Origin of the sequence: Neisseria sp. Dent CA1/247 (genome assembly GCF_022870825.1) — a bacterium.
GTDB classification, from domain to species: domain Bacteria; phylum Pseudomonadota; class Gammaproteobacteria; order Burkholderiales; family Neisseriaceae; genus Neisseria; species Neisseria zoodegmatis.
In genome coordinates, this window is record NZ_CP091522.1 from 1320410 (window position 1) to 1345109 (window position 24700).

Genomic DNA, 24700 nt, shown 5'->3' on the forward strand with positions numbered 1-24700 from the left:
CTATAAGTATCTTGCAAGAAAACCAATCATGCTTCGAAGCAAACCGTTTCAAAGCATGAATAACGAAGATATAGGGCAATTCCACTCAAAAGCCAGCCTGCTTTACAGAAATTTACAGCATGAAAGTTGAGGCCGTCTGAAAAACTTCGAGGCAAAGCACCTTTTGCAGCGGTTGTGCACAAATCATAATCAAACGGCTATAATACCCGCCTTACCAAGTTTTGCTGACTGCTATGACACACAATACCGATGCGTTGGTTGCTCTGCCGCAAAAAATACCGTTTGACGTTCCGCTTGCCCTGCAAAACGGCCAAACGCTGCCGCGCTTCGATCTGATGGTGGAAACTTACGGCAGCTTGAATGCCGATAAATCCAATGCCGTCTTAATTTGTCATGCACTTTCCGGAAACCACCATGTGGCCGGCAGATATAGCCCGGAAGACAAATATCCCGGCTGGTGGGACAGCATGGTCGGCCCGGGTAAGCCGGTCGATACCAACCGCTTTTTCGTTGTGGGTTTAAACAATCTCGGCGGATGCCACGGCAGCACCGGCCCTTTGAGCATCAACCCCGAAACCGGAGAAGAATACGGTGCGGACTTTCCCGTCGTTACTGTAAAAGACTGGGTAAAAAGCCAAGCGCTCTTAGCCGACCATTTCGACATCACACAATGGGCTGCCATTATCGGCGGCAGCTTGGGCGGTATGCAGGCATTACAGTGGGCAATAGACTTTCCCGAACGGGTAAGGCACGCTTTGGTTATCGCCTCTTCTACCCGTCTCTCTGCTCAAAATATTGCTTTCAATGACGTTGCCCGACAAGCAATTATTACCGACCCTGATTTTCACGACGGCCATTACCGCCGCCACAATACCATCCCCCGCCGCGGTCTGCGTATCGCCCGCATGATGGGGCATATTACTTATCTTGCCGAACAAGGTTTGGGAAAAAAATTCGGGCGCAATATGCACAGCAACGGCTATCAATACGGCTATGATGTTGAGTTTGAAGTGGAATCTTACCTCCGCTATCAGGGCGATAAATTTGCCGAACGCTTCGATGCCAATACTTATTTGCGCATGACCAAAGCTTTGGATTATTTTGCCCCTGCCGCCGAGTTCGGTAACGATTTGGTTGCCGCCTTGAAAACCACCCAAGCCAAGTTTTTCGTAGCCAGCTTCAGCACCGACTGGCGCTTTGCTCCCGCCCGCTCGCGTGCATTGGTGAAGCATTTGGTAAAGGCGGGCAAGCATGTCCAATATATCGAAGTCGAATCGCACCACGGTCATGATGCTTTTTTAATGGCCGACGAACCCTATATCCGCGCTGTGCGTGCCTATATGAACAATGTTGCCAAGGAATGCACCCATGACTGAATTACGCGATGATTTGCAATTGATTTACGACTGGATTCCCGAAGGCAGCCGCGTGTTGGATTTGGGCTGTGGTAACGGCGAACTGCTTTCCGCCTTGATTCAACGCAAACAGTGCACCGGCTACGGTGTAGAAATCGATACGGAAGGCGTTATCGCTTCGATAGAGCGCGGCGTGAGCGTGATTCAGGCGGATTTGGAGCAAGGGCTGCAAGATTTTGGGGATAACAGCTTCGATATTCTCGTACTCAGCCAAACCATACAGGCGATGCAGAATACCGAAACCATTTTGCAAGACCTTACCCGTGTTGCCAAGCAAGCCATTGTGTCTTTTCCAAACTTCGGCTACTGGCGCAACCGCCTGCAAATCGGATTGTGCGGGCATATGCCAGTATCCGAACGCATGCCCTATCAATGGTATAACACGCCCAATATTCATTGGTGTACGCTGCAAGACTTCGACCGTTTATGCGCGAAAAACCATATCCGCGTTTTGGAGCGCGCCGTGATGACCGCCGGTAAACGCATCAATATTTTGCCCAACCTTTTAGGCAGCTTGGCCTTTTATCGCGTCGGTTGAATATTTCAGACGGCCTCTTATCTTTTAAAGCCGACAAACTAATAAAGCTGCCTGAATCAGGCAGCTTTAAGTTTATGGGGATTGAATCTCAAACTTAGCCGTAATTTTCAGGCTTATTTAAGTTTGGTTTCCGGATTTCAATCTTTGGAAAAGATCAGCGTTTAACAAACACCAAATCCCATACCCCGTGCCCCAAGCGTTTTCCGCGCGCTTCAAATTTTGTTTCAGGGCGGTATTCCGGTGTGGGCGCATAATCTTCTGCGGTGTTGCTTAAACTGTCGAAACCGCTCAACACCTCAAGCATTTGTACAGCGTATTCTTCCCAGTCGGTCGCCATGTGGATATACCCGCCTTTTTTCAATTTAGGCAATAACTTGGCAACAAAAGGCGTTTGAACCAAACGGCGTTTATTGTGGCGCTTTTTATGCCACGGGTCGGGGAAGAAAATATGTATGCCGTCCAACGAATCATCAGCGAGCATATTCTCAACCACTTCCACGGCATCATGGCGCATTACTCTGATATTGCCCACCTGCTCTTCTTCAATCAATTTCAGGATATTGCCCACGCCCGGGCCGTGTACGTCGATGGCTAAAAAGTCTTTTTCAGGCAGCCTTTTGGCGATTTCCACCGTAGCCGTTCCCATGCCGAAGCCGATTTCCAGTACCTTCGGATTGTCACGCCCGAAAACCTGATTCAAATCTACGGCAGCCGTTTGATAATCTACGCCGAATTGCGGCCACATGGTATCGATGGCGCGCTGTTGGGCTGCGGTCATATGCCCCTGCCGCAAAACAAAACTGCGGATGCTGCGCTTGTGTTGCTCGGGAGCAAGCTCTTCATGAGATTGATTGGTATCGTTTTCTGTCATTGTTCTGCCTCAGTCAGTAGAGGCCGTCTGAAAAAATAAAGTTTTCAGACGGCCTCTATTCATACTTAGTTTAATTACTCGCCCGCTTCATCGCTGCTGTTTTCAGAATCGGCTGCTACATCTGAAGAAGCATTTGCTTCACCGTTGTTTGCCTCATCTTGAGCTTCTTGAGCGGCATCCGTTTCTTCCTCGGATTCCTCGGCTACGCGCTCCAAGCTGACAAGTGTTTCGCCTTCGTCTAAGTTGATCAATTTCACACCTGCCGCGGCACGGCCGGTTTCGCGGATTTGATCGACTTTGGTTCGAATCAACACGCCGCCGCTGGTAATCAGCATCAAGTCATCGGTTTCTGCCACTAAAGTCGCCGCTACCAATTCGCCGTTACGCTCGCCGGTATTGATGGCGATGTTACCTTGACCGCCTTTGCCTTTGCGGCTGTAATCGCCAATCGGCGTGCGTTTGCCGTAGCCGTTGGCCGTGGCGGTAAGCACTTGCAGGGTTTCGTCTTGTTCGCATTCGGGTGAGAACGTAATCAGGCTGACAATGCGGCCGTCTGAAGGCAGACGCATACCGCGCAAGCCGCCGCTTCCGCGACCGCTCGGGCGCACGCCGTTGCCTTTTAAGGCCGGTGTTTCGCCGTTTTCTTCGCTATTGTCTTCCGCTTCGTTGAGGCAGTCTGAATCTTCGTTTTCGTTTTCCGCTTCATCGACATCGCCGTGGCGCTGTTCGTAGTATTCATTAAAACGGATGGCCTTACCCAAGTTGGAGAACAGCATAATATCGCTGGAGCCGGAGGTTCGAGCCACACCTACCAATGAATCGCCTTCTTTGAGTGCAATCGCTTTAATGCCTTGTGCGCGTACGTTTTTAAAGGCGGAAAGCTGTACTTTTTTCACCATACCTTGCGCGGTGGCGAAGAAAACGTATTCATCTTCCGGGAAGTCGCGCACGGCCAAAATCGCGCTGACTTTTTCTCCTTCGTCAAGCTGAATCACGTTGTTGATCGGACGGCCTCGGCTGTTGCGGCCGCCTTCGGGCAGTTTGTACACTTTGATCCAATGGCATTTGCCGAAGCTGGTAAAGCACATCAGATAATCGTGCGTATTGGCCACAAACAAGGTTTCGATAAAGTCTTCGTCTTTGGTAGCCGCTGCTTGTTTGCCGCGGCCGCCGCGACGTTGCGCTTGATAATCGGTAGTCGGCTGGGTTTTGATGTAGCCGCCGTGGGTCAGTGTGACGACCATTTCACGCGGCGGAATCAAATCTTCATCGGCAATGTCGCCGCCAAACGGATTGATTTCGCTGCGGCGCTCATCGCCGAAATGGGTTTTGATTTCTTCCAATTCTTCGCGAATGATTTGGGTGATTCGCTCGGGTTTTGCCAAAATATCCAAGAAATCAATAATCTGAGCCATGATGGTTTTGTAATCATTGACGATCGTGTCTTGGTCGAGACCGGTCAGGTTACGTAAGCTCATGCGCAAAATGGCATCAGCCTGCAATTCGCTTAGGTAATAACCGCCGTTTTGCAAACCTAATCCCGAAGGCAGGCCTTCGGGGCGGGCCATCTGCATATCCAAGTCGGTACGCGACAGCATTTCGCCAACCAAGCCGGATTGCCACGGACGGGCGAGAAGTTTTTCTTTGGCTTCGGGCGCATCGGCAGATTCTTTAATCAGCTGAATCATTTCGTCGATATTCGATAAAGCCACGGCTTTACCTTCGGCGATATGGCCTTCGTGACGCGCTTTTTTGAGGCGGAACAAGGTTCTTCGCGTAACCACTTCGCGGCGGTGGCGCAGAAACTCGCTCAAAATCTGTTTCAGGTTCAATAAGCGCGGTTGACCGTCGACCAATGCCACCATATTGATACCGAAGCTGTCTTGCAGCTGGGTGAGTTTGTACAGTTGGTTTAACACCACTTCGGCGTTTTCGTTGCGCTTCAGCTCGATAACCACGCGCATGCCTGATTTGTCGGACTCGTCGCGCAGGTCGGAAATGCCTTCCAAAACTTTATCACGCACCAACTCGCCGATTTTTTCAACCAGCTTGGCTTTGTTTACCTGATACGGAATTTCATCAATGATGATGGCTTCGCGCTCGCCGTTTTTGCCGATAGACTCGATATGCGTTTTACCGCGGATAACCACGCGGCCGCGGCCGGTTTTGTAACCCTCGCGAACACCGCCCAAACCGTAAATCGTTGCCCCGGTGGGGAAATCGGGCGCTTTGATGATATTGATTAAAGCGTCGATATCGGTTTCAGGTTCAGCCAGCAATTGCAGGCAGGCGTCGATGGTGTCGGGCAGGTTGTGCGGCGGAATATTGGTCGCCATGCCGACGGCGATACCTGATGAACCGTTGACCAACAAGGCCGGAAAACGGGTGGGCAACACCAGCGGTTCGCTTTCGCTGCCGTCGTAGTTGGGGCCGAAGTTAACGGTTTCTTCTTCAATATCGGCCAACATTTCATGGGCGATTTTCGCCATGCGGATCTCGGTATAACGCATGGCCGCTGCGCCGTCGCCGTCCACAGAGCCGAAGTTGCCCTGACCGTCAACCAATACATAGCGCATTGAGAAAGGCTGTGCCATACGCACGATGGTTTCGTAAACGGGGCTGTCGCCGTGCGGGTGGTATTTACCGATAACGTCGCCGACGATACGGGCGGATTTTTTATAAGCCGTATTCCAGTTGTTTTTCAGCTCGTGCATGGCATAAAGCGCACGGCGGTGAACGGGTTTGAGACCGTCGCGCACATCAGGCAGCGCACGTCCGACGATCACGCTCATGGCGTAATCGAGGTAGCTGCGGCGCATTTCGTCTTCAAGGCTGATGGGGATGGTTTCTTTGGCGAAGTGGTGGTCGTTGCGGGTTGTTGCGTCGGTCATGGTGATATTTGAGATTTCGATAGAAAAATTTCGCGTGATTTTAGCATAAAACGGGTTAGAATTGGCGGGTTCGGCATTGGATGACTTGATTCGGCTGAATAGCAATTTTAGAGGCCGTCTGAAATTGCAGAATACAAATCAGAGGTTTACGGTAGCTTTTTCAGACGGCCTCAACAAGTTGCCGCAGCGTAAAAAGCTGTGAAGATAAGGAATATTCCGTTTTTCCAAGTTGCAGCCTCTTACCCGCATCCCTACAATGACGCGGGTCTAAACTATGGAGAACACCATGCGCTTTTTGCTTTTGCCTTTGCTGCTGGCGGTTTCGGCTGTGTCCACTGCTGCACCGCGCCATGATAAAGACACTTTAGAGAACAACCGATATCAGGAAAGCGAGGCTGAAAAAGCCGCGAAAGAGTTTAAAGAAGCCGACATCGGCTTACCTGCTTTTCCCGATACGCGCAGCGGCAACTGGTTTGATATTTATGTGGGCAACACATTCGACAAACAGCCGAAAATCCTGCTCGACAGCTTGACCATCGCTCCGGATACCTCTGTGCGCTATGTATTGAATGTGAAGTCAAAACAAGGGCATGATAATTTAAGCGCCGAAGGTTTGTTTTGTGCGGATACTTCGTTTTCCATCAAGGAAAGCAAACGTTCTGCGTTTAAAATTTTCGGTTACGGCGACACCGTGAACAAACGCTGGATTACGCCGCGCAACGCCCAATGGAAGCCGGTTGGCGCTATTTTAAACAGTGCCGACCCTGTCCGTGCGCCGCTGTATCGCGCTTTTTGTGAAGACGGCAGACCGGCCAACGTTGAAGTTTTACGGCAACGGGTAATTGAGCGGGTAGGCAAACACCCTACTACGATGACCAACCGTAACAAATAAATCTCAGGCCGTCTGAAAACTTTTTCAGACGGCCTTTTTCCATACACAAAAAACGCTGTTCTACGGCACATATTTTTCGGGGCTTGCGCCGGTTTGGTATCATGCAGAGCCAAAAATTTTGCTTGCACATAAACTCTCTGAATGCGCCGCCATGAAAACGTGATAACAACCATGGATTCCCACATTATTCTGCTTTTGCTGACCGGTTTTGCCGCCGGGTTGATGGATGCCGCAGTCGGCGGGGGCGGCTTGCTCCAAATTCCCGCATTGTTCAACATTCTGCCTTCTTCTACGGCAGTCAGCCCGATAATGGGCATCAATAAATTCGCATCTTTTTGCGGTACGGTAACCGCCACAGCACAGTTTGTCCGCAAAATCGCCGTGCCGTGGAAAATGCTGTTGCCGGCGGCCCTGCTGGCTTTTCTCGCTTCTTATTCCGGCGCAAATCTGGTGGCTTATCTGCCCGTCCGCTACCTCAAGCCCGTGATGCTGGTAATTATGGTGCTGATGGTGGTTTATACGTTCAGTAAAAAAGACTTGGGGCAAGTCGTCCGACAAACTGCACTGACCCGCAAAGAATACGGTTGGGGTTTGTTTTTCGGCGCCCTTATCGGCTTTTACGACGGCTTATTCGGCCCCGGCACAGGCAGCCTGCTTGCTTTTGTATTCGTGCGCTTTTTTGCTTACGACTTTTTGGCGGCCACGGCTTCTGCGAAAGTGATTAACGTGACGACAAACATCGCCGCCCTATCGTTTTTTGTGCCTCACGGGCATATCGTTTGGACGTGGGCTTTGCCGTTGGCTGCGGCTAATCTTTGCGGTGGATTGGTTGGTTCTTATTTGGCTATGCGCGGCGGTACGAAGTTTTTACGTTTCGGATTTATGGCGTTGTTGTGTGTATTGATTGGGAAATTCGGTTGGGACGTATTTCAAACGTTTTAACAGCCTTTTAGCTCGGTCTTCAGTACTTAGTAACCCCACCCTGTTCAGGCCAATCAGTGTGAAAGCTATAATTTTAATCAATAAGTTACAAATACTTATTTTAGGCAAGGATGACAGCGCCACGAGTGCACGGTAACATTTGCACTTCTCAATATTTTCCCTTTCATCTTCTGAATATGACCCCCAATGTACTCGCCTCGGTGGACTTAGGTTCCAACAGCTTCCGCCTGCAAATCTGCGAAATCAACAACGGCCAACTCAAAGTCATTGATTCATTGAAACAAATGGTTCGTTTTGCCGCCGGCTTAGACAGCCAGAAAAATCTAGACCAAGCATCTCAAGAGCGTGCTTTGGAATGTTTGGCAAAATTCGGCGAACGCTTGAAAGGTTTCGAGCCGGAACAGGTGCGTGCCGTAGCAACCAACACTTTCCGCGTGGCTAAAAACATTGAGGAATTTATCCCTAAAGCCGAAGCTGCTTTGGGCTTTCCCATCGAAGTCATTGCCGGACGCGAAGAAGCGCGTTTGATTTACACCGGTGTGGTGCATACCCTTCCGCCCAACGGCGACAAAATGCTGGTTATCGACATCGGCGGCGGTTCGACCGAATTTGTGATCGGCTCCGATCTGCAACCTATGTTGACCGAAAGTTTGGCTTTGGGCTGTGTTACTTACAGCATGCGTTTTTTCCAAAACAAAATCAGTCAGAAAGATTTTCAGGCGGCCATTACCGCTGCCCGCAACGAAATCCAGCGCATCAGCAAATCAATGAAACGCACCGGCTGGGATTTTGCCGTCGGCACGTCGGGTTCTGCCAAATCCATTCGCGACGTGATTGCGGCCGAAAATCCTCAAGAAGCCGATATTACTTACGCGGGCATGAAAAAGCTGGCAGATAGAATCGTGAGCGCGGGCAGTGTTAAAAAAGCACGTTTTGAGGCGATGAAGCCCGAGCGCGTTGAAGTATTTGCCGGCGGTTTGGCGGTGATGATGGCGGCTTTTGAAGAACTCGACATCGAAAAAATGATCGTAACCGAAGCCGCGCTGCGCGACGGTGTGTTTTACGACTTAATCGGCCGCCAACTCAACGAAGATATGCGCGACCAAACCACGGCCGAATTCCAAAAGCGTTACCACGTCAGCAAAAACCAAGCCTTGCGGGTTGCCTCCGCCGCGCAGAAAATCATGGAAAGCATTTGCCATGCCCAAAACACCCCCGTGCAAGAGCTTGCCTATTGGAAACAATACATCAACTGGGCGGGTATGCTGCACGAAATCGGCATCGACATCGCCCACACCGGCTACCACAAGCATTCGGCCTACATTCTCGAAAATGCCGATATGCCCGGCTTTTCGCGTAAAGAGCAGAATATTTTATCGCTGCTGGTGCTCGGACACCGCGGCGATGTGTGCAAGATGATTCCTTTGGTGGAAAGCGAAATGATGTGGTTTGCCATTTTGTCTTTGCGTTTGGGTGCCCTATTCTGCCGCAACCGCCTGCCGCTTGAGTTGCCCCAACACACTCAACTGCGCAGCAACGACGGCGGCAAAGGCTTTACCCTGCGCATCAACAAACAATGGCTTGACGAGCATCCCCTGATTGCCGGTGCGTTGGACTACGAAAGCGAGCAATGGGAAAAAGTTGATATGCCGTTTATCGTACAACCCCAATAAACCAAGATACAGGCCGTCTGAATTTTTTTCAGACGGCCTCATCTAATCTTTATCCCGTAAACCATATTGTAAGCAGACAAAAAGATGGACTTACACAATATCCGCGAAGATTACAGCAAACAAGAGCTTTCTGAAGCCGATTGCGATGCCAGCCCGCTGAAACAGTTTGAACGCTGGCTCAACGAAGCCATCCGCGCTGAAGTGAACGAACCGACTGCGATGAATATTGCTACGGTCAATTCAGACGGCCGCCCCGAAAACAGGCAAGTGCTGTTGAAGGAAGTAAATCCGCAAGGCTTTGTATTTTTTACCAATTACCACAGTAGAAAAGGACGGGCGCTTGAAGCACATCCTTTCGCCGCCCTCACCTTCTTTTGGCCCGAGTTGGAACGCCAAGTCCGCATTGAAGGGCGGGTGGAAAAATTGGATGCCGCCGCATCCGACGAATATTTTGAAAGCCGCCCCTACACCAGCCGCATCGGTGCATGGGCGAGCGAACAAAGCCAAGTGATTTCATGCAAATCGGTGCTGGTAACACGCGCAGCAGCGATAGGGTTGAAACATCCGTTGCATGTACCGAGACCGCCGCATTGGGGCGGCTATGTGGTTATTCCCGACCGCGTAGAATTTTGGCAAGGTCGCCCCAGCCGCCTGCACGACCGCATCCAATACCGCTTGGAAAAGGAAAATTGGTTGAAAGAGCGCTTGTCGCCATAATCCGATATGCCTATAAAAAAAACGCTGCAAATCCGTTGCGATGGGAAATGCAGCGTTTTTTGTTTGGCTTTTTGTTCTTTCAGAAACCTTAATGACAGTTTTTAACCAAAGCTCCTGATTCAAGCGGTTAAGCATGCCCAGATTTTAAAAACTTATCGTAAATAACAGCACATTCAGGCTTGCCCAGTCCGGCCAAAACATACAAATGTGCCGCCGATGATTTTGCCAAACTATCCAAAGTATAGCCGCCCTCCAATACAGAAACAATTTTGCCCTTGCAGCTTGAGGCCGTCTGAATAAGCTTGTGGGTTAGCCACGCATAATCGGCCTCATGCAGATTCAGACGGCCTGTTTCATCCGATTTATGACCGTCAAAGCCGGCAGAAAGCAAAACCAGTTCAGGCTGAAAAGCAAGCAGTTTCGGCAGCCAATGTTCGCGCACGGCTTCCCTAAAGTCGCGACTGCTGCTGTTTGGCGCAAGCGGGATATTGACTGCATAGGGGGAAGGCTTTTCGGTGCTTTCCTGATTTGGGAAGGGAAACAAATCTTCTTCGTAGCTGTTGAGAAAAAGCACACGGGGGTCGTCTTTAAAGATTTCAGCCGTACCGTCGCCATGATGAACGTCAAAATCGACAACGGCAATTCTTTCCAGTCGGAAGCGCGCAATCGCATGCATTACGCCGACAGCGACATTGTTGACCAAGCAAAATCCGCCCGCCTGATCACTTTTGGCGTGATGGCCGGGAGGGCGTATCGCACAAAAAGCATGGAAAGCCTCGCCTTTCATCACCATGTCAACCGCCGCTACTACTGCTCCTGCCGCATAACGTGCCGCCTCTAAAGCGCCGCTGCCCATCACCGTATCATCGTCGATACGGTAAATTTTCCCCGGTTGCGGCTGCACCGATTCCAAAAAGCGCAGATATTTACGCGGGTGAATCAAAGCCAGCTGGCTGTCGGATACTTCGGCCGCTTCGATTTTTTGGAATACGTCCCAAAACCCTTGTTTTTTTACTTCCGCTTCAATCGCTTTAATCCGTTCAGCCGATTCAGGATGTCCGTTCCCGCATCCGTAATGCAAAAATAAAGGATGGCTTATCCAAGCCGCCCTTGCCTGCCGCCCGAGCATGCGGCGTAACTGCAAACGCATATAGCGTACTATTTTGTTCATTGTTATTTTTCTCTGCAAATCCTTGATTTGCCGCCGCCATAAGCCGCCATATTCAAGTAATTTATGCTAAATATAGTTAATCGACACGGAAATTTCTTGGAAAAATCCGCCCTGCCCTTTAGAATAGCTTATTTCAGACGGCAATCCAAATCGTTTGCCGCCCCCATCAAAAAAGGAATGGAAAACTATGATCGATTTTGCTTACGCCGCCGATGCCGCACAACCCAACTTTCTTATGTCGATGGCACCGATGATTTTGATTATCGTGGTGTTTTACTTTTTAATCATGCGCCCCCAGCAAAAGAAATTTAAAGCCCACCAAGCCATGATTGCCGAATTGAAAGTAGGCGACAAAGTGTTGCTGGCTTCCGGTTTCAAAGGTACCGTAAAAAAAGTGGGCGAACAATTTTTCACTGTTGAAATTGCCCGCGGCGTAGAAGTTGAAGTAGAACGCAACGCCGTTGCCAGCAAAGTAGCATAACTTATCCAGCCCCAAGAGCCGCCGCATCCTGCTGCGGCTGTTTGTATTTTAAAATAAAGGTTTAACCATGAACCGCTATCCGCTTTGGAAATACCTGCTGATTGCTTTCACCATTATTTTGGGCATTGTTTATACCTTGCCCAATCTGTTTGGCGAAACGCCCGCAGTACAAATCTCAACCAACCGCCAGTCGATCGTGATTAACGAACAAACCGAATCGCGCGTCGCATCTGCGCTTCAGACGGCCAATATTCCGACCGACGGAATGTTTATTGCGGGAAACTCACTGAAAGTACGTTTTAAAGACACCGAAACCCAGCTCAAAGCGCGTGACGTGATTGAGAAAACATTGGGCGACGGCTACATCACCGCGCTCAATCTGTTGGCCGACAGCCCCGAATGGATGTCTAAAATCAATGCCAACCCCATGTTTTTAGGCTTAGACTTGCGCGGCGGTGTGCATTTCACCATGCAGGTGGATATGAAAGCCGCCATGCAGAAAACGTTTGACCGCTATGCCGGTGATATCCGCCGCGAGTTGCGCCGTCAAAAAATCCGCACGGGCACCATCCGCCAAACAGAAAACAGCCTGACCGTTCCTTTCCAAGATGCCGCCGATCTGCAAAAAGCATTGCCGCAGCTGAAAAGCTTTTTCCTTGAAGCTACGCTGACTCCCCAAGGCAACGAATTGGTGTTGAGCCTTTCTGAAGAAGCCGTCAATAAAGTCCGCACCGACGCTTTGAAGCAAAACATCTCTACTTTGCACAACCGTGTGAATGAATTGGGCGTGGCCGAGCCTGTGATTCAGCAGGCGGGTGCGGAACGCATTGTCGTGCAATTGCCCGGCGTTCAAGATACCGCCAAAGCCAAAGACATTATCGGCAGAACCGCTACCTTGGAAGTACGCATGGTATCCGATGATCCAGCCCAAGTTCAGGCGGCCTTATCAGGTAACGTACCTGCCGGTTACGACTTGCTCTATACCGCAGGCGAGCATCCCCAACCTACTCTTGTTAACAAACAGGTTGAGCTTACCGGCGACAACATCAACGATGCGCAACCCGGTTTTGACGACAAAGGCGCTCCTGCTGTTAACATCAATTTGGACAGCACAGGCGGCAGCATTTTTGCCGACTTAACCGCCCAAAACGTGAATAAACGCATGGCAATGGTGTTGATCGACCAAGGCAAAGCCGAAGTGGTTACCGCTCCGGTTATCCGTTCTGCCATTACCGGCGGCCGCGTACAAATTTCCGGCAGCATGTCCACCGCAGAAGCCAACGATACTTCCCTGCTTTTGCGCGCAGGTTCGCTGGCTGCTCCTATGGAAATCGTGGAAGAACGCACCATCGGCCCTTCTTTAGGTAAAGAGAACATCGAAAAAGGCTTTAACTCCACTTTATGGGGTTTTGCCGCCGTAGCCTTGTTCATGATCATTTATTACCGCTTGTTCGGTTTCTTCTCTGTCATTGCTCTTTCAACCAATATCCTGTTTTTAATTGCTATTTTGTCGGCTCTGCAAGCCACATTGACCTTGCCGGGTATTGCCGCTTTGGCTTTGACTTTGGGTATGGCAATCGACTCCAACGTATTGATTAACGAGCGTATCCGCGAAGAACTCCGCGCAGGCGTACCGCCGCAACAAGCCATCAACCTCGGTTATCAGCACGCTTGGGCAACGATTGTCGATTCCAACATCACATCGTTGATTGCCGGTATCGCCTTGCTGATTTTCGGTTCCGGCCCGGTTCGCGGTTTTGCCGTAGTACATTGTTTGGGCATTCTTACCTCTATGTACTCTTCGGTTGTCGTGTCCCGTTCATTGGTTAACCTTTGGTACGGCGGCCGCCGCAAACTGCAACATATTTCCATCGGCTCGGTGTGGAAACCCAATACCGAAACAGCCGGTAAGGAGTAAACAATATGGAATTATTTAAAATCAAACGCGATATTCCGTTTATGAGCTACGGCAAGCTGACCACGTTTATTTCGTTGGTTACTTTCATTGCCGCCGTGTTTTTCCTTGTTATCAAAGGTCTGAGTTTTTCGGTTGAATTTACCGGCGGTACCGTTATGGAAGTGCAATACCAGCAAGGAGCGGATGTCAACAAAGTCCGCCAACGCCTTGATACCTTGAAGCTCGGCGACGTACAGGTGCAGGCACTGGGCACGAATAAGCACATCATGATCCGCTTGCCAAACAAGGAAGGTGTGCCGTCTGCACAACTATCCAACAATGTGATGGACTTATTGAAGCAAGACACTTCCGATACGATTACGTTGCGTCAGGTTGAGTTTATCGGCCCGCAGGTAGGCGAAGAGCTGGTAAATAACGGTCTGTTGGCATTAAGCATGGTGGTGATCGGTATCATCATTTATCTGTCGGTACGGTTTGAATGGCGTTTCGCTGTTGCCGCCATTATTGCCAACATGCACGACGTTATTATCATTCTCGGATTTTTTGCCTTCTTCCAATGGGAGTTTTCCCTCACCGTATTGGCCGGTATCTTGGCCGTGTTGGGTTACTCCGTGAATGAATCGGTGGTGGTGTTCGACCGAATCCGCGAAAACTTCCGCAAACCGCATATGCGCAATAAAACCGTGCCGCAGATTATCGATAATGCCATTACCGCAACCATGAGCCGTACCGCAATCACCCACGGCTCTACCGAAGCCATGGTTCTTTCTATGCTGATTTTCGGCGGTGCTGCCTTGCACGGCTTCTCACTAGCCCTGACCATCGGCATTCTGTTTGGCATCTACTCTTCCGTATTAGTTGCCAGCCCTCTATTGCTGATGTTCGGTCTTAACCGCGACAACTTAGCCAAACAGCAAAAGCAGAAAGAAGAAGTTGTGGTTTGATGAAGTATTGATGTAAGAATGATGAGGCCGTCTGAAATTTTTCAGACGGCCTCATATTTGAAGTGAAATTGTTAACCACTAAAAAGTCGGTTTATTAATGTGTAATGACTTTTTTGCTAAGCAAAATTGCGATGGCTTATGCGTTCTCTAAGATGATTACCTATGTAATCTAACATTGCTTTTATCATCTATCGCAATATGCTTAGACTTCAAAGTAAATGAAATAACTCCATTAGTTTGGTTATAAAAAAACACTTGGCTAAAATGCCAAGTGTTTTATTCTCATTTATTTCGCTTAGAGTGAAAGTCAGAAAATTGTTTAATTGCTTTTTATTCTTTTCTTGATAAGCTTACAGCTGCTTCAAACGTGCAATGCGGTTATCCAATGTCGGGTGTGTGCTCAACAATGAATCACGCGCTTCGCTGGCGATGCCCATGGCAGTCATTTCTTTCGGCAAATCGCTCGCATTGCCTTTCAAACGCTGCAAGGCGGCGATCATTTTCGGGGCGCCGACCAAACGCGCTGCACCTGCGTCTGCACGGTATTCGCGCTGACGGCTGAACCACATCACGATAAAGCTGGCCAAAAAGCCGAACACAACTTGCAATACCATGCTGACCAAGAAGTAAGTGCCTTGAGACGTTTCGCCGTTGTCGTTACGCGCTACGATGCCGGAAACGACACGCGCTAAAAATACGACGAAGGTATTCACTACGCCTTGAATCAAAGTCAGCGTTACCATGTCGCCATTGCCGACGTGTGCCATTTCGTGCGCCAATACCGCTTCCACTTCATCGCGGGTCATGTTGTCGAGCAGGCCGGTGCTGACGGCCACCAAAGAGTTGTTTTTGCTGGGGCCGGTAGCAAAGGCATTCGGCTCGGGAGAGTGGTAAATCGCCACTTCGGGTGTTTTCAAATTCCATTGCGCGGCTTGGTTTTGCACGGTTTGCAGCAGCCAAGCTTCTGTTTCATTGTGCGGCTGGGTAATGACCTCGGCACCTACGGAACGCTTGGCCATGGTTTTGGACATCAGCAGCGAAATGATGGAGCCTGTAAAGCCGATTACTGCCGAATAAATCAGCAAGCTGACCATATCGTTGGGGTTACTGCTTACCCCCAATATGCTCAAAATGATGCTGATGACAACCAACACGGCAATATTGGTCAGTAAGAATAAGAAGATACGTTTCACGGACTTTCCTTTGGGTATGTGGTTTATGTTGTTGTTTTCGGTTTTAGTGTTCCGAAGAACGGGGCTATTGTCGCAAAAAGCCTATCTTCCGCAAAGGTGCCACATGGAAAAGGTATGCAAATTTGTGAACAACCTGCGGGGGCTTTGATTTACTTAAATTCCGAGTTGGGTTATCAGGCCGTCTGAAAACCCGATATCATGTTTGGGGAATAATTTGAACAATAACTCTAAAATAGTTTATCAGAAAAGAAAACCGCTTCATCTTTTTTATTTTTCACAGCCAAAATCTAGGCTTTCAAAAATATGCCGTATCGTTAAATCGAAGTCCCGCAAAGCCTTTCGAGGTTACTCACAAAAGCTGTGGATAAGTTTGTGGAAAGTTTGTGAGATTCTCATCCTTTTCCCGTCAAATCAGGGTTTTCACAGGATTGCACAAAAAATAAGCCGACAACTAAAATCCATTTAAATCATATGGTTAATTTAAAAATAGAGTTGTCAAGCCGCTTTTGAGCAGCGGTCGCCTATCGGGATGCGAAAGTGTGGATAAACCGTTTACCGCTTGACAGAATCGGTAGAAATAATAACCTTCTTTCAGTCAATGATTTAAAGCTGCCGAATCTCGTTGAGGCCGTCTGAAATCTATCTGAAACGAGCTTGTTTGGATAAAGTTATGCCTGCGTATTTTTCCGAATAGGTGCCGGGTTCATGCGGAGATTGAAGACGATGCCGACGGCAAATATCAACACGCTTCTGCGTTGAAGCGTTAAAATACGGCTGCAATTTCACACAAGCTCCACACACACTCTATCTATAAAGGATGTCTCATGCGCCACACCCGCCTTCCCTTTTTCAGCATCGTCCGTGTCAGCGGAGATGACCGTGCCGAGTTTTTGCACAATCAATTTTCCAACGACATCAACCATCTGGCTGCCGGACAAGCCTGCTATGCCACCTACAATACGCCCAAAGGCCGCGTGATTGCCAATATGCTGGTTTTAAACCGAGACGATGACGTGCTGCTGGCCTTGGCTGCCGATTTGGCTGAGAGCGTGGTTAAACGGCTGCGGATGTTTGTGCTGCGTGCGAAAGTGGTTTTTGAGCCTCTACCTGAGTGGGGTGTTGCCTGCGAACTGCCCGAGGAGCTTGAACCGAAAATCGCCGAAGCGCCGACATTGTCTTTTGATGCGGTGCAGGAAAACGGTATGTGGACGGTAGAGCTGCCGCATGGAGGCCGTCTGAAAATCGGCTCTTTGTCAGAACTGCCCGAGTATGATGCAGCCGTAGAAAACGCTTGGAACGTACACGAAATAAACAGCGGTTATCCGTGGATTGGCGCCGCAACCAGCGAAAGCAGCGTGGCGCAAATGCTCAATCAGCACATCATCGGCGGCGTACATTTCAAAAAAGGCTGCTATCCCGGGCAGGAAATCATTGCCCGCGCCCAATACCGCGGTCAGGTAAAACGCGGTTTGGCCGTATTGGAAAGCGCATCGCTCGAAGCGCCGGGCGTGGCCGTTGTGAGCGGGGGTGCGGAAGCCGGTGTGATTATCAACAACGCACTAACCGAGCAAGGCAGCATCAGTCTTGCAGTGATTAAGTTTTCGGCAGCCGAAGGCGAATTGGACGATGCCGACGGTAATGCTTTAAAACAAAAAGCTGTTTTCTTCAAAACAGAAGATAAAGAATAAGCGCAAGACATTTTCAGACGGCCTCATGCCCTGCCCTTAATCTTTACTTGACCTCGCTATATTGGAACACCAAACCTACTGCCCGAACATTATGTTTAGTATGAGAATCAGCACCGACAGTGCAAAATTTACCCGCATCATGCTCAATTTTTGGCCGCCGTTGTTTTTCAGCGGCATCCGCATACTGGAGCTTTCCGACGATTTCCGCTACATGAAGGCAACGCTGAAAGATTGGTCGAGCACGCGCAACGTGCACGGCGCACAATTCGGCGGCAGCCTGTTTGCGCTAACCGACGCTTCTTATTCGGCCATGCTCAACGGCATGATCGGCAAGCGTTATTATGTGTGGGACAAATCGGCGCACATCGACTTTATCAAGCCCGGGCGCGGGGCGGTGTTTATCGAGTGCCGCATCACCGATGAAATGCTGCACGATATTTATGAAAACACCAAAAACGGCGAAAAATACCTGCCTGAAATTCCGGTGCGCGTGTTCGATAAAAACGGCGAAACGGTAGCCATTGCAACGCGCACGCTTTATATCCGCTTGAAACCTACGTTTAGGCCGAAAGCGAAAGAAGCGTAGTTTATCGGCTTTGATATTAAGAAAGGCCGTCTGAAAATTTCAGACGGCCTTTTGGCTATTTGGCGGCTTACTGTTTGATATTGCGCATGTTTTCCGCATTGATGATTTGGTCGGCAATCCCCATTGCTTGGAAGCTGTCGGGGTCGGCCAAATGCCACATATCGTCCAACACCCTGCGCCCGCAATCGCCGCTCAACAGCGAGCCGGATTGGATGAATTGATAATGCTCCGACAACAGTTTGATCCAACCGTCGGGCTGGCGGCGCACGATGTGGTGCGGTTTCAGCTGCTGCGGATGATCCAATCCCGCGCTGCCGACGATGTCGGCGAGGGCTTTCAAAGTGTTGGCGTGGAAGTTTTTCACGCGTTGGGATTTGTCCGGCACGTCCAAAGCTTTCTGACGCGACGGATCTTGCGTGGCCACGCCGGTGGGGCATTTGTTGGTGTGACAGGAACGCGATTGGATGCAGCCGACGGCAAACATGAAGCCGCGCGCGCTGTTACACCAGTCGGCGCCCAAGCTCATCATTTTGGCGATGTCGAAACCGCTCACCAATTTGCCGCTCACGCCGACTTTGATTTTGTCGCGGATGCCGGCGCCGACCAATGTGTTTTGCACGAAAATCAAGGCATCAACCAGAGGCATACCGATGGAGTCCATAAACTCAACAGGCGCTGCGCCGGTGCCGCCTTCCGCGCCGTCCACCACGATGAAGTCGGGATAGTTGTCTTCTTCAATCATGGCTTTAACAATCGCCATAAACTCCCACGGCATACCGATGCAGAGCTTGAAGCCTACGGGCTTGCCGCCGGACAATTCACGCAGCTGCTGCCAGAATTTCACCAACTCGCTCGGCGTGGAAAAAGCGGGATGGCTGGCCGGAGAAATACAGTCCACGCCGATGGGAATGTCGCGCGTGCGTGCGATTTCTTCGGTGATTTTAGACGCGGGCAACACGCCGCCTTTGCCCGGCTTCGCGCCTTGCGACAGCTTGATTTCAATCATTTTTACCTGCTCAAGCGAAGCGCGTTCGGCGAAGGTTTTAGGATTGAAATTGCCGTGCTCGTCGCGGCAGCCGAAATAACCCGTACCCAGCTCCCAAATCAGGTCGCCGCCGTGTTTTTTATGGTAAGGGCTGATGCTGCCTTCGCCGGTGTCGTGGGCAAAACCGCCCATCTTCGCCCCGCTGTTGAGCGCTTCGATGGCGGCAGCGGAAAGTGCGCCGAAGCTCATGGCGGAAATGTTGAAGACGGATAAGTCGTAAGGTTGCAGGCAGCGTTCGTTGCCCACACGCACGCGGAAATCGTGGTTGTCGATTTTGTGGCTGTTGCCCGAGTGCAAAAACCACTCGCTGCCGGTTTTGTTTAAATCGTTGATGCTGCCGAAAGCCGTTGTGCTGTCGAGATTTTTTGCCCGTTGATAAACCAGCGAACGCTGCTGGCGCGAAAACGGCACCTGCTCCTGATCGTCTTCCAAGAAATACTGGCGGATTTCGGGGCGGAAGTTTTCCAGCAGAAAACGGATGTGTCCGCCGATGGGATAGTTGCGCAGAATCGCATGGCGTCTTTGGGTAACGTCGTGTATGCCCAGCAGCGAAAACGCCAACGAAATGGCAAACAGCCACCAAATTTGAAACAGCAGGCTGAATACGGTCAGCGCGCCAAACAGCCACAGCAGGCCGTAGCGCGGCATAATCAAAAAGCCGTAATTGGCAGAATGGGTATTGGTTGGTTTGGGTTCGTCTTTCGCCATACAGCGCAGCTCCTGAACAAGGGTTCGTTAAAGTATTTATCACATGAATTATACGCCCTTCTCTCTATAAATACCGCATAAGGAAAACGGTCTTTTCAGACGGCCTCAAACCCATGATGCAGGCTTGAGGCCGTCTGAAAACGAGATGAGTGGTGTTTAATAAAAAGCTGCCTGCTTTCATTCACACATTCCACGAAATACCGCTGCTTGCTATAATCGCCGCCACTTCTCTAAGGCAACGATACACATGTCCCAGCAAAAAGCCCCTTTCACCTTACGTTTGGCCCGCTTGGCCAAGCTCGCCGTTTGGCTGTTTAAAACCGGCCGCAATCTGAGCAATATCGACGGCAACAATCCCCACGAGCGCGAACAAGCCTTGATTACACTCGGCTCCACCGCTTTGCAGGCGGTCGGCGCCAAACTCAACGTGACCACGCCGCCCGAACATTTCAGCGTTACCGGCACTTTGGTCGTGGCCAACCATGTGTCTTGGCTGGATATTTTCGCCATGAGCGCCCTCTTTCCCAGCAGCTTCATCGCCAAACAGGAAATCAGCAACTGGCCGGTATTGGGCAAAATGGGGCGCAACGCAGGCACGGTGTTCATCAACCGCAACTCGCGCAAAGATGTCGAACCGATTAACCAAGCCATTACCGCAGCATTGAAAAACGGCCAAAACGTCAGCTTTTTCCCCGAAGCCAAAACCTCTTCCGGTATGGACGTTTTACCCTTTAAAGCCGCCCTCTTCCAATCCGCCCTAGACAGCGGCGCACCCGTGCAAACCGTGGTTTTGCGCTATTACGACCATTTAGGCCGACGCACCGCCATGCCTTCCTACGCCGACGTCAACCTGCTTACCTCGCTCTGGCGCGTGGTCTCCATGCCCGAACTGCACATTCATGTGGATTTCGGCAAACCGATTACCAGCGAGGAATATCAAGGCCAAGACAGATTTGCATTGAAAGAAGCCGCCGAAGCCTATGTGCGCAAAAAAGTTTTGGAAGACAGCCCCGACCCCGAATTGGTTTAGCGGTTTGTTTGGAACTTAATGTTTGCTTACGATAAAGGCCGTCTGAAAATATTCAGACGGCCTCTTGCTATCGGCTTCATCATAAGATGATGATTTTAAGATGGTTCCGAATCCGCATTCATCTTAGTCAACCAACCTTGCTGCTGCATCAGCTTGATGTTTCTGGGCGCGTAAGTATTGCTGTAATAGCGGGCGAACTTCTCTCGATAAGGAAATTTTTCACGCGCTTCACCAAACGCCGTCATCGTTTGCTCGTATTGCTCGAGGCCGTCTGAAAGCGTGGCGTCGTCGGGATAAGCGTTTTCCGCATAAACAGTTTGCTCGGGCAAACGCGGTTTGAGCTTCATCTCAACGTCCGGCTCGCCGATACACAGCCCGACAATCGGAAACGTATTCTTTGGCAGCTTGAGTAGTTCGACCAACTCCACCGCAATATTGCGGATACCGCCGGTATAGCAGGTGGCGTAACCCAAACTTTCGGCGGCAACCACCGCATTTTGGGCAGCCAATGCCGTGTCGGTTACCGCCGTAATCAAGCTGTCCAGCTCGCCTGCCGCGGTGTAAGTGCCTCCGGCCGCACGGCTGCACAAGTCGGCGCGGTGAAGATCAGCTACGAAAATCAAGTACACGCCGCAGGTGCCGATTTGCGGATTGGCAGGCTGCAACTCAACAATTTTTTGGCGCAACTCGGGCGAAGTGATGTTAATAATCGTATAGTGTTGGCCGTTCATCCAAGATGGTGCTTGTTTGGCGCAATCGATAATGGTTTGAATGTCGGCGTCAGGCACGGGTGTGTTTTTAAAATGGCGGTAAGTGCGGTGGTTCAGCATGGTTTCGACAGCGTTTTTCATGGCGGTTATCCTGAATCAAGAAACGTGAAAATTGTATGCCCGACAAGGCGAAACGTCTATACCGGGCGCAACCCGCACGCCGCATCAAAAAGCTGGATAGCACTGCGGCTTTGTTATAAAATGCAATCAGACTCAGGTAAGCAATCATTTGCTTAATTTTTAATTGTCATTTAAAGAGGAAAACGATATGTTTCCAGAATACCGTGATTTAATTTCAAAATTAAAACAAGAAGATGCACACTTTGCCCGTTTGTTTAACGAGCACAACGAGCTTGACGACAAAATCACCGGCTTAACCAACAACCCCGTTACCGGCGGCTTGGATGAAATCGAAGAGCTGAAAAAACAAAAATTACATCTGAAAGACCAGTTGTACGCAATCCTGTTAAAAGCCGACAAAGAAGGCAAATAAGCACCCCATTGAATGAAAGGCCGTCTGAAATTTTCAGACGGCCTTTTTGTATTTCAAACCGCATTTGCAGATTACTTTGCCTGCCCGTGCTTGGTGCGGATAAGCGTAGATAAATCATATCCTTGAGCCTGCGCCTGTTGCAGATAAGCCTGATACACTGCCTCATCCATATTCGGCTTGCGCGACAACAACCACAGATATTTCCTATCCGGCTGCCCCACCATCGCATATTGGTAATCGCTGTCCAACGCCATTACCCAATAAGGCGCCTTGCCCACAGGCAGCCAGCGTATCGCTTTAGGCAGAAAAGTCACGTTCAGCTTAGTGTTTTCCGCATTCTGCACGCGCGCCAAACCTTCCGCCACCGACCAAGTGCCGTCGGCCTTCAAACAACGGTTGGTCACGCTGATGGTGTCTTTACTCTTAATTTGATAAAACGCCGTCACATCCGAAGCACATTGATTTTGGTAAGGCATAGGCAAACGCGCGATTTCATACCATTGCCCGGCATAACGCTGCACATCCACTTGCGGCACGGTTTGCAGCGGCGGCAAACCCTCCGCCTGTGCAGAAGCGGCACAACACACCGCACCCAGCAAAAACAAGCCTTTCATTTTCATCACACACTCTCCTTCGGTTAAAAGTTTGAGCATATATCAATCCCGCAAAGGCACACGCCAATTTAAGTAAAGATAGTGGAAATATTTGCCCGCCGCGCTCACAGCCTGAAAATCCCGTCCCGCCACATTCTGCAAACTCTTTAGCTCTACACGATCATACCTCGGCAACCCATACCGTTTTCTGCCTAATACCTTTCACATAAAGGCATGAGGCCGTCTGAAATATGCTAAAATCCCCCGTTTGATTACATTAGCCATTTCAGGAAATCACATGAGCTTAAAATGCGGCATCGTCGGCCTGCCCAACGTCGGCAAATCCACCTTGTTCAACGCCTTAACCCAATCCGGTATCGAAGCGGCCAACTACCCCTTCTGCACGATTGAACCCAACGTCGGCATCGTCGAAGTGCCCGATCCGCGCATGGCCGAGCTGGCTAAAATCGTTAACCCGCAAAAAATGCAGCCCGCCATTGTCGAGTTTGTCGACATCGCCGGCTTGGTAGCAGGCGCGAGCAAAGGCGAAGGCTTGGGCAACCAGTTTCTCGCCAACATCCGCGAAACCGATGCCATTGTGAACGTCGTGCGCTGCTTCGACGACGACAATATCGTGCACGTTTCCGGCAAAGTTGATCCGATTGCCGACATCGAAACCATCGGCACCGAGCTGGCATTGGCCGACCTTGCCAGCGTAGAAAAAGCCATCACCCGCGAAGGTAAACGCGCCAAATCAGGCGATAAAGACGCGCAAAAACTCGTTGCCCTGTGCGAAAAACTGCTGCCCCATCTCAACGAAGGCAAACCCGTACGCTCATTCGGCCTTGATGCCGAAGAACTCGCCATGCTGCGCCCCCTGTTCCTGCTCACCGCCAAACCCGCCATGTATGTGGGGAACGTAGCGGAAGACGGTTTTGAAAACAACCCGCACTTAGACCGCCTGAAAGAATTGGCCGCTAAAGAAAACGCACCCGTAGTTGCCGTGTGCGCCGCATTGGAAAGCGAAATCGCCGAACTCGAAGACGAAGAAAAAGCCGAATTCCTCGCCGAAATGGGCTTGGAAGAACCCGGCCTCAACCGCCTGATCCGCGCAGGCTACGACCTGCTCGGCCTGCAAACCTACTTCACCGCCGGCGTAAAAGAAGTCCGCGCTTGGACCATCCGCAAAGGCGACACCGCCCCGCAAGCCGCCGGCGTGATCCACACCGATTTCGAACGCGGTTTCATCCGCGCCCAAGTCATTGCTTACGACGATTTCGTTACCTTAGGTGGCGAAGCCAAAGCCAAAGAAGCCGGCAAAATGCGCGCCGAAGGTAAGGAATATGTGGTGCAGGACGGAGATGTGATTCATTTCTTGTTTAATGTGTAAGGTCATTTGAAAATATAAAAAATGTAAGTTTAGTAGGCTAGGCTTTTATTAGCCTACTTTTTCTTCAAAAGCTTCAGAAAAATGTCTAATGTTAGTTATATAGATATTGTAAAAAATATATTTTATTTTATTGGTTCTTTGGCAGGGTTATTTGCGTTTTTTCGTCCAGTATTTGAGAGTAAACTTCAGCAAGATTTTCAAAATGCAAAAAAAATAATTGAACTCATCGAAGAAGATAGGATTTTATACTTAGATTCAAGTATTTATTTGCATCGTCGTGTTTCTAGTAAGTTTTTTCTAGATATGGGTATTTTAGGTAATGATATTAGAGAGAAAAAACAATATACACGCTTTTCTAGTCATATTGCATGCTATTTTAATATTGAACTAATAGAAATTATGAATGAATATAATCATCTAAGAGAATACATACAAGTTCCAGAATGGGAACCTCGATGCGATGATGAAAATCCAGCTTGGTATTTTAATAAGCATGCTGAAAGTTTTTATCCGTCAGGGGCAAATTTCCCCGACAAATATCCAGAACATTTAAAAGAAGCGGCTGATGTAGCCGATAAAATAAAAAGAAGATTTTTAAGATTCCAAGCATTAACTGAGTTACATTACTTAGAAGCAATTTTTCACAAATGGACTGTGGCTAAATTGTACAAAAAATATGAATTAACAACATAAATAATATATTAATCAAAAATTTAGAAATAATTAAATTCTTGAAATTGCTGGATAACAT

22 protein-coding genes are annotated in these 24700 nt (G+C 49.7%); 15 read left to right on the forward strand and 7 right to left on the reverse strand.

Annotated elements, in window-relative coordinates; genetic code table 11:
• Positions 1-233 precede the first annotated feature (233 nt).
• Positions 234-1376 (forward strand): homoserine O-acetyltransferase, encoded by a 1143-nt coding sequence (locus LVJ85_RS06590; protein WP_244742795.1) that lies wholly within the window; start codon positions 234-236, stop codon positions 1374-1376.
• Positions 1369-1953: a methionine biosynthesis protein MetW gene (metW, locus tag LVJ85_RS06595; protein WP_244742798.1), complete on the forward strand. Its 585-nt coding sequence runs from the start codon at positions 1369-1371 to the stop codon at positions 1951-1953. The genes LVJ85_RS06590 and metW overlap by 8 nt, the downstream gene beginning before the upstream one ends.
• Positions 1954-2107: 154 nt before the next feature.
• On the opposite strand, the gene trmB is transcribed toward metW, so the two are convergent.
• Together trmB and gyrA are read right to left on the reverse strand one after the other, a co-directional pair.
• Positions 2108-2824: a tRNA (guanosine(46)-N7)-methyltransferase TrmB gene (gene trmB, locus LVJ85_RS06600; RefSeq protein WP_244742801.1), complete on the reverse strand. Its 717-nt coding sequence runs from the start codon at positions 2822-2824 to the stop codon at positions 2108-2110.
• A gap of 74 nt (positions 2825-2898) precedes the next feature.
• Positions 2899-5715 (reverse strand): DNA gyrase subunit A, encoded by a 2817-nt coding sequence (gyrA, locus tag LVJ85_RS06605; protein WP_244742805.1) that lies wholly within the window; start codon positions 5713-5715, stop codon positions 2899-2901.
• A 286-nt stretch (positions 5716-6001) separates the two neighbouring features.
• Between gyrA and LVJ85_RS06610 the strand changes: the two genes are divergently transcribed.
• The 4 genes from LVJ85_RS06610 to pdxH all read left to right on the forward strand — a co-directional run bounded on the left by LVJ85_RS06610 (position 6002) and on the right by pdxH (position 9939).
• On the forward strand, positions 6002-6607 hold the full coding sequence (locus tag LVJ85_RS06610; RefSeq protein WP_244742808.1) for a CNP1-like family protein: 606 nt from the start codon (positions 6002-6004) through the stop codon (positions 6605-6607).
• A 171-nt stretch (positions 6608-6778) separates the two neighbouring features.
• Positions 6779-7549, forward strand: coding sequence for a TSUP family transporter (locus tag LVJ85_RS06615; RefSeq protein WP_244742811.1), 771 nt, complete (start codon positions 6779-6781; stop codon positions 7547-7549).
• A gap of 176 nt (positions 7550-7725) precedes the next feature.
• Positions 7726-9222, forward strand: coding sequence for an exopolyphosphatase (ppx, locus tag LVJ85_RS06620; RefSeq protein ID WP_244742814.1), 1497 nt, complete (start codon positions 7726-7728; stop codon positions 9220-9222).
• 84 nt (positions 9223-9306) lie between these two features.
• On the forward strand, positions 9307-9939 hold the full coding sequence (gene pdxH, locus LVJ85_RS06625) for a pyridoxamine 5'-phosphate oxidase (RefSeq protein ID WP_244742817.1): 633 nt from the start codon (positions 9307-9309) through the stop codon (positions 9937-9939).
• 127 nt (positions 9940-10066) lie between these two features.
• On the opposite strand, the gene LVJ85_RS06630 is transcribed toward pdxH, so the two are convergent.
• Positions 10067-11110 (reverse strand): histone deacetylase family protein, encoded by a 1044-nt coding sequence (locus LVJ85_RS06630; RefSeq protein WP_244742820.1) that lies wholly within the window; start codon positions 11108-11110, stop codon positions 10067-10069.
• Between the two features lie 187 nt (positions 11111-11297).
• Between LVJ85_RS06630 and yajC the strand changes: the two genes are divergently transcribed.
• From yajC to secF, 3 genes are all read left to right on the forward strand, one after another.
• Positions 11298-11591 carry a preprotein translocase subunit YajC gene (yajC, locus tag LVJ85_RS06635; RefSeq protein WP_244742823.1) on the forward strand — a complete coding sequence of 98 codons (294 nt, stop codon included), beginning with the start codon at positions 11298-11300 and terminating at the stop codon, positions 11589-11591.
• A gap of 67 nt (positions 11592-11658) precedes the next feature.
• Positions 11659-13509 (forward strand): protein translocase subunit SecD, encoded by a 1851-nt coding sequence (gene secD / locus LVJ85_RS06640; protein WP_244742826.1) that lies wholly within the window; start codon positions 11659-11661, stop codon positions 13507-13509.
• 5 nt (positions 13510-13514) lie between these two features.
• Positions 13515-14453 (forward strand): protein translocase subunit SecF, encoded by a 939-nt coding sequence (gene secF, locus LVJ85_RS06645; protein WP_244742828.1) that lies wholly within the window; start codon positions 13515-13517, stop codon positions 14451-14453.
• A gap of 350 nt (positions 14454-14803) precedes the next feature.
• Here secF and htpX read toward each other — a convergent pair whose 3' ends face one another.
• Entirely contained in the window at positions 14804-15646 is an 843-nt protein-coding gene (htpX, locus tag LVJ85_RS06650; RefSeq protein WP_085362620.1) for a protease HtpX, read from the reverse strand.
• 824 nt (positions 15647-16470) lie between these two features.
• On the opposite strand from htpX, the gene LVJ85_RS06655 reads away from it, so the two are divergent.
• Together LVJ85_RS06655 and LVJ85_RS06660 are read left to right on the forward strand one after the other, a co-directional pair.
• Entirely contained in the window at positions 16471-17334 is an 864-nt protein-coding gene (locus LVJ85_RS06655; RefSeq protein ID WP_244742831.1) for a folate-binding protein YgfZ, read from the forward strand.
• A gap of 91 nt (positions 17335-17425) precedes the next feature.
• Entirely contained in the window at positions 17426-17920 is a 495-nt protein-coding gene (locus LVJ85_RS06660; protein WP_085362618.1) for a DUF4442 domain-containing protein, read from the forward strand.
• 67 nt (positions 17921-17987) lie between these two features.
• Here the strand turns inward: LVJ85_RS06660 and LVJ85_RS06665 are convergent, their stop codons facing one another.
• Positions 17988-19673 (reverse strand): FMN-binding glutamate synthase family protein, encoded by a 1686-nt coding sequence (locus LVJ85_RS06665; RefSeq protein ID WP_244742834.1) that lies wholly within the window; start codon positions 19671-19673, stop codon positions 17988-17990.
• A 247-nt stretch (positions 19674-19920) separates the two neighbouring features.
• Between LVJ85_RS06665 and LVJ85_RS06670 the strand changes: the two genes are divergently transcribed.
• Positions 19921-20703 (forward strand): 1-acylglycerol-3-phosphate O-acyltransferase, encoded by a 783-nt coding sequence (locus tag LVJ85_RS06670; protein ID WP_244742837.1) that lies wholly within the window; start codon positions 19921-19923, stop codon positions 20701-20703.
• 95 nt (positions 20704-20798) lie between these two features.
• Here the strand turns inward: LVJ85_RS06670 and LVJ85_RS06675 are convergent, their stop codons facing one another.
• The gene (locus LVJ85_RS06675) at positions 20799-21554 is read right to left on the reverse strand and encodes a nitroreductase family protein (RefSeq protein WP_244742841.1); all 756 of its coding nucleotides are present in this window, start codon (positions 21552-21554) and stop codon (positions 20799-20801) included.
• 187 nt (positions 21555-21741) lie between these two features.
• On the opposite strand from LVJ85_RS06675, the gene LVJ85_RS06680 reads away from it, so the two are divergent.
• On the forward strand, positions 21742-21966 hold the full coding sequence (locus tag LVJ85_RS06680) for a YdcH family protein (RefSeq protein WP_244742843.1): 225 nt from the start codon (positions 21742-21744) through the stop codon (positions 21964-21966).
• Positions 21967-22037: 71 nt separating this feature from the next.
• On the opposite strand, the gene LVJ85_RS06685 is transcribed toward LVJ85_RS06680, so the two are convergent.
• Complete coding sequence (locus tag LVJ85_RS06685; protein WP_244742848.1) at positions 22038-22619, reverse strand: lipocalin family protein; 582 nt, start codon at positions 22617-22619, stop codon at positions 22038-22040.
• A gap of 238 nt (positions 22620-22857) precedes the next feature.
• Between LVJ85_RS06685 and ychF the strand changes: the two genes are divergently transcribed.
• Entirely contained in the window at positions 22858-23949 is a 1092-nt protein-coding gene (gene ychF, locus LVJ85_RS06690) for a redox-regulated ATPase YchF (RefSeq protein WP_244742851.1), read from the forward strand.
• Positions 23950-24030: 81 nt separating this feature from the next.
• Positions 24031-24642 (forward strand): hypothetical protein, encoded by a 612-nt coding sequence (locus LVJ85_RS06695; protein ID WP_244742855.1) that lies wholly within the window; start codon positions 24031-24033, stop codon positions 24640-24642.
• The last annotated feature ends 58 nt before the right edge of the window (positions 24643-24700 follow it).

Coding starts and splice junctions, on each gene's coding strand:
- LVJ85_RS06665 (WP_244742834.1), bottom strand. CDS start 19,673: ATGGCGAAAGACGAACCCAAACCAACCAATACCCATTCTGCCAATTAC.
- LVJ85_RS06615 (WP_244742811.1), top strand. CDS start 6,779: ATGGATTCCCACATTATTCTGCTTTTGCTGACCGGTTTTGCCGCCGGG.
- yajC (WP_244742823.1), top strand. CDS start 11,298: ATGATCGATTTTGCTTACGCCGCCGATGCCGCACAACCCAACTTTCTT.
- pdxH (WP_244742817.1), top strand. CDS start 9,307: ATGGACTTACACAATATCCGCGAAGATTACAGCAAACAAGAGCTTTCT.
- LVJ85_RS06685 (WP_244742848.1), bottom strand. CDS start 22,619: ATGCTCAAACTTTTAACCGAAGGAGAGTGTGTGATGAAAATGAAAGGC.
- LVJ85_RS06680 (WP_244742843.1), top strand. CDS start 21,742: ATGTTTCCAGAATACCGTGATTTAATTTCAAAATTAAAACAAGAAGAT.
- LVJ85_RS06610 (WP_244742808.1), top strand. CDS start 6,002: ATGCGCTTTTTGCTTTTGCCTTTGCTGCTGGCGGTTTCGGCTGTGTCC.
- secD (WP_244742826.1), top strand. CDS start 11,659: ATGAACCGCTATCCGCTTTGGAAATACCTGCTGATTGCTTTCACCATT.
- metW (WP_244742798.1), top strand. CDS start 1,369: ATGACTGAATTACGCGATGATTTGCAATTGATTTACGACTGGATTCCC.
- ppx (WP_244742814.1), top strand. CDS start 7,726: ATGACCCCCAATGTACTCGCCTCGGTGGACTTAGGTTCCAACAGCTTC.
- LVJ85_RS06670 (WP_244742837.1), top strand. CDS start 19,921: ATGTCCCAGCAAAAAGCCCCTTTCACCTTACGTTTGGCCCGCTTGGCC.
- ychF (WP_244742851.1), top strand. CDS start 22,858: ATGAGCTTAAAATGCGGCATCGTCGGCCTGCCCAACGTCGGCAAATCC.
- LVJ85_RS06590 (WP_244742795.1), top strand. CDS start 234: ATGACACACAATACCGATGCGTTGGTTGCTCTGCCGCAAAAAATACCG.
- LVJ85_RS06630 (WP_244742820.1), bottom strand. CDS start 11,110: ATGAACAAAATAGTACGCTATATGCGTTTGCAGTTACGCCGCATGCTC.
- gyrA (WP_244742805.1), bottom strand. CDS start 5,715: ATGACCGACGCAACAACCCGCAACGACCACCACTTCGCCAAAGAAACC.
- LVJ85_RS06655 (WP_244742831.1), top strand. CDS start 16,471: ATGCGCCACACCCGCCTTCCCTTTTTCAGCATCGTCCGTGTCAGCGGA.
- trmB (WP_244742801.1), bottom strand. CDS start 2,824: ATGACAGAAAACGATACCAATCAATCTCATGAAGAGCTTGCTCCCGAG.
- LVJ85_RS06675 (WP_244742841.1), bottom strand. CDS start 21,554: ATGAAAAACGCTGTCGAAACCATGCTGAACCACCGCACTTACCGCCAT.
- LVJ85_RS06695 (WP_244742855.1), top strand. CDS start 24,031: ATGTCTAATGTTAGTTATATAGATATTGTAAAAAATATATTTTATTTT.
- secF (WP_244742828.1), top strand. CDS start 13,515: ATGGAATTATTTAAAATCAAACGCGATATTCCGTTTATGAGCTACGGC.
- LVJ85_RS06660 (WP_085362618.1), top strand. CDS start 17,426: ATGTTTAGTATGAGAATCAGCACCGACAGTGCAAAATTTACCCGCATC.